Origin of the sequence: Streptomyces sp. VRA16 Mangrove soil (assembly GCF_017377775.1) — a bacterium.
GTDB lineage: Bacteria > Actinomycetota > Actinomycetes > Streptomycetales > Streptomycetaceae > Streptomyces.
This window is the reverse complement of the sequence record NZ_JAFVLN010000017.1, coordinates 150,338-163,020: the sequence shown is the minus strand read 5'-3', so window position 1 is coordinate 163,020 and position 12,683 is coordinate 150,338. Positions and strand designations below refer to the sequence as shown.

The following is a 12,683-nucleotide window of genomic DNA, read 5'->3' as shown; positions in this document are numbered from 1 at the left end:
TCGTGGGCACGTCTTCCGTCACCGCGCGTCCCGAACGCGCACCCGCCCTGCGCCCGGCCCGTCATCGGGCGCAGCGCGGCCCCTGGTTCAGGCGTCCGCCCGGCGTCCTGCGCGCTCTCGCGGTGTTCGCCGCCGTCCGGCTGACGGGCGTCGCCGCCGTGGCCCTGATGGACCATCGGGCGGGCCGCCGACTGTCCGTCACACTGATGCACTCCTGGGACTCCAAGTGGTACCTGAGCATCGCGCGGTACGGCTACGGCCACCACTGGCGCGAGTCGGCCCGCGGGCTCCAGCAGACCGACTGGGCGTTCTTCCCGCTGTACCCGGGCCTGATCAGAGCGGTGCACACCGTGCTGCCGCTGTCCTTCGGCGCCGCCGCGCTGCTCGTCGCCTGGAGCGCGGCGCTCGCCGCCGGGTACGGGGTCTACGCGGTCGTCCACCGCGTGTACGGACGCGCCGTCGCCACGGTCACCGTCGCCCTGTGGGCGATGCTGCCGCACTCGGTCGTCCTCACCCTCGCCTACACCGAGGCGCTGTTCTGCGCGCTCGCCGCCTGGACGCTGTACGCGCTGCTCACCTCCCGCTGGCTGCTGGCCGGCGCGCTGTCCGCGCTCGCGGGCCTGACCCGGCCGAGCGGCTTCGCGGTGGCGGCGGCCGTCCTCGCGGTGGCCGCGCGCGAGGTCGTACGCGGCCGGGGCCGGGCCCCGCTCGCCGTGTGGGCCGGCGCGCTTCTCGCGCCCGCGGGCTGGGCCGGGTACGTCCTGTGGGTCGGCGCCCGCACCGGCGACCTGCTGCACGGCTACTTCAGGGTGCAGGCCGCCTGGGACTCCCGGATCGACCTCGGCCTCCAGGAATTCCGGTTCCTGCGCACCCTGTTCCTGCACGGCGGCAAGGTCGGCTACCCGATGGCGCTGGTGATCGTCGCGGCGGCGGTGCTGCTGTTCGCCCTGCTCTGCCTCGACCGGCCACCGCTCGCACTCTTCGTGTACGCGGGCGCCCTGGTGGCCCTGGTCGTCCTCGCCTCGGGCCCCTTCGGCTCCAAGCCCCGCCTGCTGCTCCCCGCGTTCCCGCTGCTGATCCCGATGGCGCGGGCGATGGTACGGGGCTGGTGGCAACGGCGCGGCCAGGTACTGGCGGTCGCGACGGCGCTCGGGGCGGTGTCACTGCTGTACGGGGCGTATCTGGTGGTGCTGGCCAAGCAGGCCCTGTGACCCGCGGGCCGCGTCCCCACCCTCACAGGGCGCATACACCTAGCGCACCCGCAGCAGCACCACGGACCGCGCCCCCACCGTCACCACGGTCCCCGCCCGGTGCACCACGGCCGGCGCGACGCCCTGTTCCTCCTCGGCCGTGTCCACCACGACCTCGTACTCCCGCGCCCACGGTTCGCCCGGCAGTACGAAGCTCTCCGCGCGGTCGCCCGCGTGCAGCACGGCCAGGAAGCTGTCGTCCTCGACCGGCTCGCCGCGGGCGTCGCGGCCCGGGATGTCGCGGCCGGAGAGATACATGCCGAGCGTCGCCGCGGGGGCGTACCAGTCCCGTTCCGTCATCTCCGTGCCGCGCGACGTGAACCAGGCCAGATCGCGCAGCCCGTCCGCCGAGTGGGCGCGGCCGGAGAAGAAGGCGCGGCGGCGCAGCACCGGGTGGGAGTGGCGCAGCTCGATCAGGCGCGCGGTGAGGTCGAACAGGGAGCGCCAGCCGGGGTCGTCGAGGAGTCCCCACTCCACCCAGCTGATCTCGTTGTCCTGGCAGTAGGCGTTGTTGTTGCCGCGCTGGGTGCGGCCGAACTCGTCGCCCGCGACCAGCATCGGCACCCCGGTCGACAGCAGCAGCGTCGTCAGCAGGTTCCTCAACTGCCGCCTGCGCAAGCCGAGTACGGACGCGTCCGTCGTCTCGCCCTCCACGCCGCAGTTCCACGAACGGTTGTCGTTCGAGCCGTCCCGGTTGCCCTCGCCGTTGGCCTCGTTGTGCTTGCGCTCGTAGCTGACCATGTCGCGCAGCGTGAACCCGTCGTGCGCGGTGATGAAGTTGACGGAGGCGTAGGGCCTGCGCCCGCCCCAGGCGTACAGGTCGCTCGACCCGGACAGGCGGTACCCCAGATCCCGTACGTCGGGCAGCGCGCCCCGCCAGAAGTCCCGTACGGCGTTGCGGTACCGGTCGTTCCACTCGGTCCACAGGGGCGGGAACGCGCCGACCTGGTAGCCGCCGGAACCCACGTCCCACGGCTCGGCGATCAGCTTCACGCGGCGCAGCACCGGGTCCTGGGCGATCACCGCGAGGAACGGGGAGAGCATGTCGACGTCGTGCATCGAACGGGCCAGCGCCGCCGCCAGATCGAAGCGGAACCCGTCGACGCCCATCTCCGTGACCCAGTACCGCAGCGAGTCGGTGATGAGCCGCAGCACGTGCGGCTGCACGACGTGCAGGGTGTTGCCGCAGCCGGTGTAGTCGGCGTACCGGCGGGCGTCGCCCTGGAGGCGGTAGTAGCCGCGGTTGTCGATCCCCTTCAGCGACAGCATCGGGCCCAACTCCCCGGCCTCCGCCGTGTGGTTGTAGACCACGTCGAGGATGACCTCGATGCCCGCGTCGTGCAGCGCCCGCACCATCCGCTTGAACTCGCCGACCTGCTGCCCGCCCGTGCCGGACGCCGCGTACGCCGCGTGCGGGGCGAAGTAGCCGATGGAGTTGTAGCCCCAGTAGTTCTTGAGGCCGCGGCGCAGCAGGTGGTCCTCGTGCGCGAACTGGTGGACGGGCAGCAGCTCCACCGCCGTCACCCCGAGCTTCACCAGGTGCTCGATCGCCGCCGGGTGCGCCAGACCCGCGTACGTGCCCCGCAACTCCTCGGGGATGCCGGGGTGCCGGCGTGTGAAGCCGCGTACGTGCAGTTCGTAGATGACCGAGTCCGCCCACGGCGTCTTCGGCCTGCGGTCGTCCGCCCACTCGTCGTCGGGCGCGTCGTCGTGCACCACCACGCCCTTGGGGACGTACGGCGCCGAGTCCCGGTCGTCGCGCACGGTGTCGGCGACATGCTGCTCCGGCCAGTCCCGTACGTGCCCGTAGACCTCGGGCGGCAGGCTGAACTCCCCGTCCACGGCCCGCGCGTACGGGTCCAGGAGCAGCTTCGCCGGGTTCCAGCGGGCGCCCGTCCACGGATCCCAGCGGCCGTGCACCCGGAAGCCGTAGCGCTGCCCGGGGCGCACGTCCGGCACGAAGCCGTGCCAGATCTCGTGCGTCAACTCGGCGAGCGGGGCCCGCGTCTCGCGCCCCTCCTCGTCGAACAGGCACAGCTCGACGGAGTCGGCGCCCCCGGCCCACAGCGCGAAGTTGGTGCCCGCGACGCCGTCCGGGCCGACGCGGAAGCGCGCGCCGAGCGGCATCGGCGCCCCCGGCCACACCGGTTCCACCGGAGGCCTGCGCTCCTGGTCGGTACCGCGTGCGATCAGCGCGGACGACACCGGTCGCCCATTGCCCGCCCTGCCGCCCGGCACGCCCTTGCGCGCGTCGGACTGCACGGCCTCCTGCTCGGGTGCGCTCGACACCTGTCAGCCTCCCGCGGCTCCGCGACTGGTGGGCGGGAGAAGGGCGTACGGCGTCCCGGCCGCGCTCCCCTCCGACCCTCCCCACTGGCCCTCCTCACTGTTCTGCCCAGAGCTTGGGTCGCACTCACGTTTCCCCAATGGGGGGAACGTCGTTGGCCTGGCGTGAGAACAGCTGTGAGGCGCGCGCGGCGCGCAGGGGCGACACTGGCCGCCGTACTGACATGGGCAGGACTGGTCGGCGCACTCGCCGGCTGCGACGCGGGCGAGGTGCTCGGCAAACCGCGGACGCCGGAGGATCTGATCCGTGTCACGCCGGACGACGCGAGCAAGAACGTGACGGCGGACGGGAAGCTCCAAGTCCAGGTTCCCGAAGGCAAGTTGGAGTCCGTGAAGGTGGTGCGGATCCAGGACGCGCAGGAGGAGGCGGTGCCCGGCCGCCTGGAGGAGGACGGCACACGGTGGCGGCCGACGGGACCCGGCGCCGACCGGCTCGCGCTCGCCGCGCAGTACACGGTCGACGCGGTGGCCGTCGACGACCACGGGCGGCGCATGGCCCGCCACACCACCTTCACCACCTCCGTCCCCGACGAGCGCTTCATCGGCTACGTCACGCCCGAGAACCGGGCCACGGTCGGCACCGGCATGATCGTGAAGGTGGCGTTCAACCGGGAGATCGAGAACCGGGCCGCCGTCGAGCGCGCGATCCGCGTCACCTCGAAGCCCGCCGTCGAGATCGCCCCGCACTGGTTCGGCAAGGAGCGGCTCGACTTCCGGCCCCGGAAGTACTGGAAACCCGGCACCAAGGTCACCGTCGGTCTGCGGCTGCGTGACATCGAAGGCGCGTCGGGCGTCTACGGCCAGCAGTACAAGTCGTTCACCTTCACCATCGGGCGCAGCCAGGTCTCCACGGTCGACGCGGCCGCGCACACCATGGAGGTCGTCCGCGACGGCGAACTGGTCGACACGCTGCCGATCACGGCGGGGGCGCCGCGCTCGACCACGTACAACGGAAAGATGGTGGTGACCGAGATGCACGAGGTCACCCGCATGAACAGCCGCACCGTCGGGTTCGGCGGCGAGTACGACATCCCGGACGTGCCGCACGCGATCCGGCTCACCGACTCCGGCACCTTCCTGCACGGCAACTACTGGTCGGGCGGCGCCTTCGGCTCGACGAACGTCAGCCACGGATGCGTGGGCCTGCGCGACGTCAAGGGCGGCAGTTCCCTCACGCCCGCGGGCTGGTTCTTCGACCGCACCCTCATCGGGGATGTCGTCGAGGTGAAGAACAGCGCTGACAAGAAAGTGGCTCCTGACAACGGGCTCGGCGGTTGGAACATGGACTGGGAGAGCTGGAAGGCCGGGGGAGCCGTCGGCTCTTAGCCATCGGCAGGGGGAGCCGGTGCCCGGACGGCAGACACGCAGCGGTCCGAAAGGGGGGTGGGGCACCGGCGGTTGGGACTAAACGGTGACATAGTTCGGGGCTCCGTTTTCCCAGGTCGTGTGGTTATCTTTCGCAGTGCGCGCGCGGACGCGCAGGGGTGCGGGCCCTGGACCGGGGCCTGGCGAGGGGAGAAACATCTTGAACGGGCGACGGCCGATATCGGCCGCTCTGCTGGGAGCGGCGCTGCTGCTCGTCACCGCGTGCGGTGGCGGGGGCGGTTCGGACTCGGGGAACGACGGCAAGGGGAAATCGGGCAAGGCCGGCGGTGACGACACCAAGGCGTCGGTCGCCGTGGTGACCGTGGCGCCGAAGGACGGCGCGGACGACGTGGCCACCAGCGGGGCGCTCAAGGTCAGCGCCGACAAGGGCAAGTTGAGCAAGGTCGAGGTCGCCGACGACAAGGGCAACCCGGTCGAAGGAAAGCTCACGGACGCGGGCGCCACCTGGACCCCCGACCACCACCTCGCCTCCTCCACCAAGTACAAGGTGCACGCGGTGGCGAAGGACAAGGACGGCCGGGAGTCGGCCAAGGACACCTCCTTCACCACCCTGACCCCGAAGAACACCTTCGTCGGCACCTTCACGCCCGAGGACGGTTCGAAGGTCGGCGTCGGCATGCCGTTCTCGGTCCGCTTCACGCGGGGCATCACGCACCCCGAGGACGTCGAGAAGGCCATCTCGATCAAGACCGAGCCGGCCGTCGACGTCGAGGGCCACTGGTTCGGCAACGACCGCCTGGACTTCCGCCCCGAGCACTACTGGGCCAAGGGCACCCAGGTCACCGTCAAGCTCAACCTCGACGGTGTCGAGGGCCGGCCCGGTGTCTACGGCAAGCAGGTCCGCACGGTGAAGTTCACCATCGGGCGCAGTCAGATCTCCACGGTCGACGTGAAGACGAAGATGATGACCGTGAAGCGCGATGGCAAGGTCATCAAGAGGATCCCGGTGACCACGGGCAAGCCCGGCTACGACACGTGGAACGGCCAGATGGTCATCAGCGAGCGCCTCAAGGTGACCCGCATGAACGGCGAGACGGTCGGCTACGGCGGCGAGTACGACATCAAGGACGTCCCGCACGCCCAGCGCCTGACCACCTCCGGCACGTTCATCCACGGCAACTACTGGGGTGGCGACGCGTTCGGCAACTACAACGCCAGCCACGGCTGCATCGGGCTGCGCGACGTCCGGGGCGGTTACGACAGCGGTGTCTCGGCCGCGTGGTTCTTCGACCGGTCGATGATCGGTGACGTGGTGATCGTGAAGCACTCCCACGACAAGACGGTGGCCCCTGACAACGGGTACAACGGCTGGAACATGTCCTGGGCCGACTGGAAGAAGTAGCCCGCGACGGTGCCGAGGGTCCGGGGCTCCGCCCCGGACCCCGCTCCTCAAGCGCCGGAGGGGCTTGAGGGAACCCGGTGAACGCCCGCTAACCTGCGGAGCATGACCGTAACCCTGGAAGTCTCCGAAGGCGTCGGCACGATCACCCTCGCCCGCCCCCCGATGAACGCCCTGGACATCGCGACCCAGGACCGCATCAAGGAGCTCGCGGAAGAGGCCACGGCCCGCGACGACGTGCGGGCCGTGGTGGTGCGCGGCAGCGAGAAGGTCTTCGCGGCCGGCGCCGACATCAAGGAAATGCAGGCCATGGACCACGCGGCCATGGTCACCAGGGCGCGGGCGCTGCAGGACTCGTTCTCCGCGGTGGCCCGCATCCCCAAGCCGGTGGTCGCCGCGATCACCGGCTACGCGCTCGGCGGCGGCTGCGAACTGGCCCTGTGCGCCGACTACCGGATCGCCGCCGAGAACGCCAAGCTCGGCCAGCCCGAGATCCTGCTCGGCCTGATCCCCGGCGCCGGCGGCACCCAGCGTCTGGCCCGCCTCGTGGGCCCCTCCAAGGCCAAGGACCTGATCTTCACGGGCCGCCATGTGAAGGCCGACGAGGCGCTCGTCATGGGTCTCGTCGACCGCGTCGTCCCGGCGGACGAGGTGTTCGGCGCCGCGCACGCCTGGGCGGCGAAGCTGGCGCAGGGCCCGGCGATCGCGCTGCGCGCCGCGAAGGAGTCGATCGACGCGGGTCTGGAGACGGACCTGGAGACCGGGCTCGCCATCGAACGGAACTGGTTCGCGGGCCTGTTCGCCACCCAGGACCGGGAGACCGGTATGCGCAGCTTTGTCGAGGAAGGTCCCGGCAAGGCGAAGTTCGCCTGACGGGCCTCCCGGTCGCGTCGTCAACTCCCTTTCGGGCAAGCTGAGTTGATCACGTCCCCCGTTGGAGCGGATTATCGCAGCCTTAAGGGAACCTTAAGAGATCCTCGGCCGTAACGATCAACGCCTGCTCGCGCACGGTAAGTCGTCGCAGGTCAGGTAGGGCGCAACCATCCCTTAACTGCCAGTGGCATATGCCGGAAGAGCCCTCCGGAATGAGGCGTTCCGGGGGGCTTATTCAGCCGGAACGGCCCCAAGACCCCGGTCGTGCGGCCATCATGGTGGGCATGGCGGGGCTTGAGGGTGTCGAACAGCCGCGGAGGCATGGCGGTGCGACCGCGTCGCGCTGGTCTCCCGCGGTCGAGGACGAACACGCGCTGCGCGCGCTGGAGTTGTTCGGCAATCCGACCGAGGCGGAGGTGCCGCTGCCGTCGCGCCCGGAATCGGCGGCCACCGCCCGCCGGCTCGCCCAGGTGATCGTCCTGCGGCACTGGGGCCTGTCCCCGAAGATGACCGAGGACGTGGTCCTGCTCGTCTCCGAGCTCGTCGGCAACGCGGTCCGGCACACCGGCGCCCGCGTCTTCGGTCTGCGCATGCTGCGCCGGCGCGGCTGGATCAGGGTCGAGGTCCGTGACCCGTCCCGCGGACTGCCCTGCCTCATGCCCGTGCACGATCTGGACGTCTCCGGGCGCGGCCTCTTCCTCGTCGACAAGCTCTCCGACCGCTGGGGCGTGGATCTGCTGCCGCGCGGCAAGACGACCTGGTTCGAGATGCGCGTCGCCGACCGCTGACCCCGCGGCGTCCCCGGACGCACGAAAGCCCCCGTTTTCTCCGTCGTGCGGAGCCGCGGGGGCTTTCGTGTGATGCGCCGCGGGCGTGGGGGTGTACTCCGCGGCGTCTGAAGACGACCTGGCCCGGGTCAATGGGGGTCGTGGCACCGATCATGGCAGACGACCCCAGGAAGGGCCAAATGAATCATTGGTGACAAGGGTCATGAGCCTCGCAAATGAAGGATCAGTACAGGTCGCGTTCAGCATTTATTAAGGCGCCCGGGTCGGTAGGAGGCTTTCCTCCCTGATCGCCCTTAAATGGGGCGGGTGACTCAGGCTGAACCGATCAGACGCCGCTCGGCCCTGCGCGCGGGCGCCGGACTCACCGCCGCCCTCGCCACCGGTTGCGCCGCCACCGAGCGGGCCGCCACCACCGCCACCGCTCCCCAGGCCCACCGCAGCACCGCCGCGGCGCGCGCCGCCCCGCAGCCCCGCCGCTTCCCCGGGCAGCCCGCCCAGATCGACCACGGCCCGCGCACCCGCGACCGGGTCGCCCTCACCTTCCACGGCCAGGGCGACCCGGCCGTCGCCCGGTCGGTGCTCAAGGAGGCCGAGCGGGCCGGCGCCCACGTCACCGTCCTCGCCGTCGGCACCTGGCTCGACGCACACCCCGACATGGCCCGCCGGATCCTCGACGGCGGCCACGACCTGGGCAACCACACGCTGCACCACATCGGCGTCAACGACCTGTCCGAGGCCGACGCCACCGCCGAGATCACCGGCTGCGCCACCCGCATCCGCCGCCTCACCGGCAGCGTCGGCACCTGGTTCCGCCCCTCCCGCGCCCAGCGCGCCACCCCGCTCGTCACCCGGCTCGCCGAGCGGGCCGGATACCCGCACGTCCTCTCGTACGACGTCGACTCGCTGGACTTCACCTCGCCGGGCCCCGCGGCGGTCGTCGACAACGTCACCTCGGCCGTGCGCCCCGGCTCGATCGTCAGCCTGCACTTCGGCTACCGGGACACGATCGCCGCGCTGCCGCCCCTCCTCGACCACCTCGCCCGCCGCGGCCTGTCCGCGGTCACCTGCACGGAGCTGCTCTCGTGAACCTCTCCCGCCGTACCGGCCTGCTGCTGACCGCCACCGCCACCGTTCTCGCCGCGCTCGCCGGCTGCGGCACCGGGTCCTTCGGCGACCGGTCCGCACCGGACGCGATCAAGCCGGTCAAGCCCGTCGAGCAGAAGCAGAGCCCGGTGGTCCACGGGCTGCCCGGGATGCCGCCCGTCCTCGACCCCGAGGACCTCTACGCCGCCGACCGCCCCAACAAGCTCTCCCCGGTGGTCAAGGACTTCCCCTCCCGGGTCTATGTCCCCAACACCGAGTCCGACACCGTCTCCGTGATCGACCCGAAGACCTTCGAGGTGATCGAGACGATCCCGGTCGGCCGTCAGCCGCAGCACGTCGTCCCGTCCTGGGACATGAAGACCCTGTGGGTCAACAACGACCGGGGCAACACGCTCACCCCGATCGACCCGAAGACCGGCAGGGCCGGGGCCACCGTCGACGTCCACGACCCGTACAACCTCTACTTCACACCCGACGGCAAGCACGCCGTCGTGATGGCCTCGCTCGACCGCGAACTGGTCTTCCGCGACCCGCACACCATGAAGATCCAGCACACCGAACCGGTCTCCTGCTACGGCGTCAACCACGCCGACTTCTCCCTCGACGGCCGCTACTTCATCGTGAGCTGCGAGTTCAGCGGCGAGCTGCTCAAGGTCGACACCGCGAGGATGAAGGTGATCGGTCAGCAGAAGCTGCCGTTCGCCGGGGCCATGCCGCAGGACGTGAAGGTCTCCCCGGACGGCAAGCGGTTCTACGTCGCCGACATGATGGCCAACGGCATGTGGGTCCTCGACGGCGACACGTTCTCCACACCCAAGCTGCTGCCCACCGGCAAGGGCACCCATGGCCTCTACATCAGCCGCGACTCCCGGGAGATGTACATCTCCAACCGCGGCGAGGGCACCATCTCCGTCTTCGACTTCCCGCAGAACCGGCTGACCAAGAAGTGGAAGCTCCCGGAGGGCGGCAGCCCCGACATGGGCGGCGTCTCGGCGGACGGCAACGTCCTGTGGCTGTCGGGCCGTTACGACGCCGAGGTGTACGCCATCGACACCAGGAGCGGCGTGCAGCTGGCCCGCATCCCGGTCGGCAAGGGGCCCCACGGGCTCGCCGTCTACCCGCAGCCGGGCCGCTACTCGCTGGGCCACACTGGCATCTTCCGGTAGGACGTCCGACAGCAGCCGTCGCCGGGCATTTGAGTCTCCACCCACTGGAAGGCACAGACTCCGGGACATGACCGACGACAGCGCCCCGCTGCTCACCATCGGCCGGCTGGCCCGGCGCACGGGACTGAGCGTGCGCACCATCCGCTACTGGTCCGACGAGGGGGTCCTGCACCCCGTGACCCGCAGCGACGGCGGATACCGGCTCTACGACGCCGAGTCCGTGGCCCGCCTGGAACTGATCAGGACCCTGCGCGAACTGGGCCTCGGTCTGGACGACGTACGCACGGTCCTGGCCGGGGAGCAGGACGTCGCGGCGGTGGCCGCCGCCCACGTGGCGGCCCTCGACGCGCAGATCCAGGTGCTCCGGGTGAACCGGGCGGTGCTGTCCACGGTCGCGAAGCGGAAATCGAGCGCCGAGGAGATGGCCCTGATGAACAAGCTGGCCCGCCTGTCCGCAGCCGAACGCAAGCGGATCATGGACGACTTCGCCGAGGAGATGCTGCGCGGCCTGGACACCGTCGACCCGGTGATCCAGGAGCGGATGCGCGGCATGAGCGCGGGACTGCCCGACGACCCGACGCCCGAGCAGGTCGACGCCTGGGTCGAGCTCGCCGAACTGCTCCAGGACCCCGGGTTCAAGCAGAAGATGCGGCGGGCCGCCGAGTCCAACGCGAGCGACCGCTCGCCCGAGGACCGGCCCGGCGCCTCCCTGCAGTTCCTGGCGAAGCTGGTCGAGCTCGCGGGCGACGCGCTGCGCCGGGACACCGCCCCGGAGTCCGCCGAGGCCGACGCGGTCCTCGACGAGCTGCTCGGCGCCGGCACCGACCGGGCCCTGGTCCTGGACCGGCTGCTCGCCACCATGGACGACGAGGTGGCCCGCTACCGCGAGCTGCTGTCCGTCCTGAAGGGCGCTCCCGCGCAGCCCGCGCACCGTCCCGAGTTCGCATGGGTACTGGCTGCACTGCGCGCCCACCCGGCCGGATAATCTGACCCCCGTCAACACGGCAACAAGAGCAGTACGTAAACGAGGGGTGGTCCCGGTGGCGAGCATCGAGGAAGCACGCAAGGCGTTCGACCGGTTCGACGCGGACGGCGACGGCTTCATCACGGCGGCCGAGTACAAGAGCGCCATGGCGCAGATGGGCGACTTCAACGTCACCGAGTCGGTGGCCGAGGTCCTCATCGCCCGGCAGGACGCCAACGGGGACAAGGTGCTGTCCTTCGACGAGTTCTGGGCCAACCTCAACAAGGCCTGAGAACTGAGCCACGCACCGCGCCCGCCCGGGCCGGACCGCAAGGGTCCGGCCCCGGCGGACGTGTCCCTCCTCACCCTGCTCGGGCTCGCCCCCGAGGAGGACGCCGTCTACCGGCAGCTCGTCGACCGCCCCGACAGCGAACCGGCCGCGCTGACCGACCCGTTGAGCCTGTACGAGGTGACGCGCGCCCTCGACGTGCTCGTCGAGCGGGGCCTGGCCAGCGCCCGGCTCGGCGCGCACGGGGCCGCTCCGCGCTACCGCGCCGCCTCCCCGCTGCTCGCGCTCGGCCCGCTCCTGGAAGCCCGCCGCGGCGCACTCCACCAGGTCGAGCACTTCGTCACCGAGCTGTCCGAGCGCCACCGCGCGGCCCAGAACCGGGCCTCCGGCGCCCCCGTCGAAGTGCTGTCCGGGGCCGCCGCGATCCGCCGCAGGCTGCTCGCCATGGGCCGCGAGGCGCAGCACGAGGTGTGCTCGCTGATCCCCGCGCGCAGGGCGCCGGTCGCGCTCTCCGCGGAGGAGGGCCTGGACGAGGTGGAGCGCGATTCCATGGCGCGCGGGGTGCAGCTGCGTGCGGTCATGGAGCGCGGCTGGTTCGACCGGCCGGAGACCGCCGCCGCCGTCAACCTGCTTGTGGAGCAGGGGCAGAGCGTCACCGTCGCCGACCGGGTGCCGATCAAGATGATCATCGCGGACCGCCGCACGGCACTGCTCCCGCTCGACCCGGAGCGCGAGGAGACCGAGCCGATCGCGCTCGTCGTGCACCGCAGCGGCCTGCTCACCGCGCTCCAGTCGCTCTTCGACCAGTGCTACGACCGGGCCACCCCACTGCGGGTCGGCATGGTGGAGGAGCCGCTCGACGACGATCCGATCGACGCGGCCGACCGCAACATTCTCGCCCTGCTGCACGTCGGACTGACCGACGCCGCCATCGCCCGCCAGCTCGGCATGGGCCACCGCACGGTGCAGCGGCGGCTGCGCGCGCTGATGGCACGGGCCGGCGCGGCGACCCGCTTCCAGCTCGGCTGGCACGCGGCGCGGGCCGGCTGGCTGGAGCCGGACGCCGGCTGAGGCGTATTTGCGCCAGGGCCACTTCACGCCACCGGTGATCCCTTGAACCGGGCCCTCCGGATGGCGAACCATCAGTTCACCGATCGCGTGGGGCCCTTGAGCCCCAC

The 12,683-nt window shown here is 71.1% G+C and carries 11 protein-coding genes; 10 read left to right on the top strand and 1 reads right to left on the bottom strand.

Going from position 1 to position 12,683, the window contains the following annotated elements:
* The first annotated feature begins 2 nt into the window (after positions 1–2).
* Positions 3–1,211, top strand: a complete 1,209-nt coding sequence (locus J3486_RS34930; protein ID WP_307805064.1) for a hypothetical protein — start codon at positions 3–5, stop codon at positions 1,209–1,211.
* A 39-nt stretch (positions 1,212–1,250) separates the two neighbouring features.
* Here J3486_RS34930 and glgX read toward each other — a convergent pair whose 3' ends face one another.
* Positions 1,251–3,539 (bottom strand): glycogen debranching protein GlgX, encoded by a 2,289-nt coding sequence (gene glgX, locus J3486_RS34925; RefSeq protein ID WP_207827800.1) that lies wholly within the window; start codon positions 3,537–3,539, stop codon positions 1,251–1,253.
* A gap of 162 nt (positions 3,540–3,701) precedes the next feature.
* Here glgX and J3486_RS34920 point away from each other — a divergent pair, with 162 nt between their 5' ends.
* From J3486_RS34920 to J3486_RS34880, 9 genes are all read left to right on the top strand, one after another.
* Positions 3,702–4,922, top strand: coding sequence for an Ig-like domain-containing protein (locus J3486_RS34920; protein ID WP_207827799.1), 1,221 nt, complete (start codon positions 3,702–3,704; stop codon positions 4,920–4,922).
* 199 nt (positions 4,923–5,121) lie between these two features.
* Positions 5,122–6,324, top strand: coding sequence for an Ig-like domain-containing protein (locus J3486_RS34915; RefSeq protein ID WP_207827798.1), 1,203 nt, complete (start codon positions 5,122–5,124; stop codon positions 6,322–6,324).
* A 102-nt stretch (positions 6,325–6,426) separates the two neighbouring features.
* Positions 6,427–7,194, top strand: coding sequence for an enoyl-CoA hydratase/isomerase family protein (locus J3486_RS34910; RefSeq protein WP_207827797.1), 768 nt, complete (start codon positions 6,427–6,429; stop codon positions 7,192–7,194).
* A 284-nt stretch (positions 7,195–7,478) separates the two neighbouring features.
* On the top strand, positions 7,479–7,982 hold the full coding sequence (locus J3486_RS34905) for an ATP-binding protein (protein WP_207827796.1): 504 nt from the start codon (positions 7,479–7,481) through the stop codon (positions 7,980–7,982).
* Positions 7,983–8,279: 297 nt separating this feature from the next.
* A complete protein-coding gene (locus J3486_RS34900; RefSeq protein WP_207827795.1) occupies positions 8,280–9,068 on the top strand; it encodes a polysaccharide deacetylase family protein in 789 nt (262 codons plus the stop codon).
* A complete protein-coding gene (locus J3486_RS34895; protein WP_207827794.1) occupies positions 9,065–10,252 on the top strand; it encodes a YncE family protein in 1,188 nt (395 codons plus the stop codon). Before J3486_RS34900 ends, J3486_RS34895 begins: the two co-directional genes overlap by 4 nt.
* A gap of 67 nt (positions 10,253–10,319) precedes the next feature.
* Positions 10,320–11,237 (top strand): MerR family transcriptional regulator, encoded by a 918-nt coding sequence (locus tag J3486_RS34890; protein WP_207827793.1) that lies wholly within the window; start codon positions 10,320–10,322, stop codon positions 11,235–11,237.
* 55 nt (positions 11,238–11,292) lie between these two features.
* On the top strand, positions 11,293–11,508 hold the full coding sequence (locus tag J3486_RS34885; RefSeq protein ID WP_207827792.1) for an EF-hand domain-containing protein: 216 nt from the start codon (positions 11,293–11,295) through the stop codon (positions 11,506–11,508).
* 60 nt (positions 11,509–11,568) lie between these two features.
* Positions 11,569–12,576 (top strand): helix-turn-helix transcriptional regulator, encoded by a 1,008-nt coding sequence (locus J3486_RS34880; protein WP_207827791.1) that lies wholly within the window; start codon positions 11,569–11,571, stop codon positions 12,574–12,576.
* Positions 12,577–12,683: the final 107 nt, after the last annotated feature.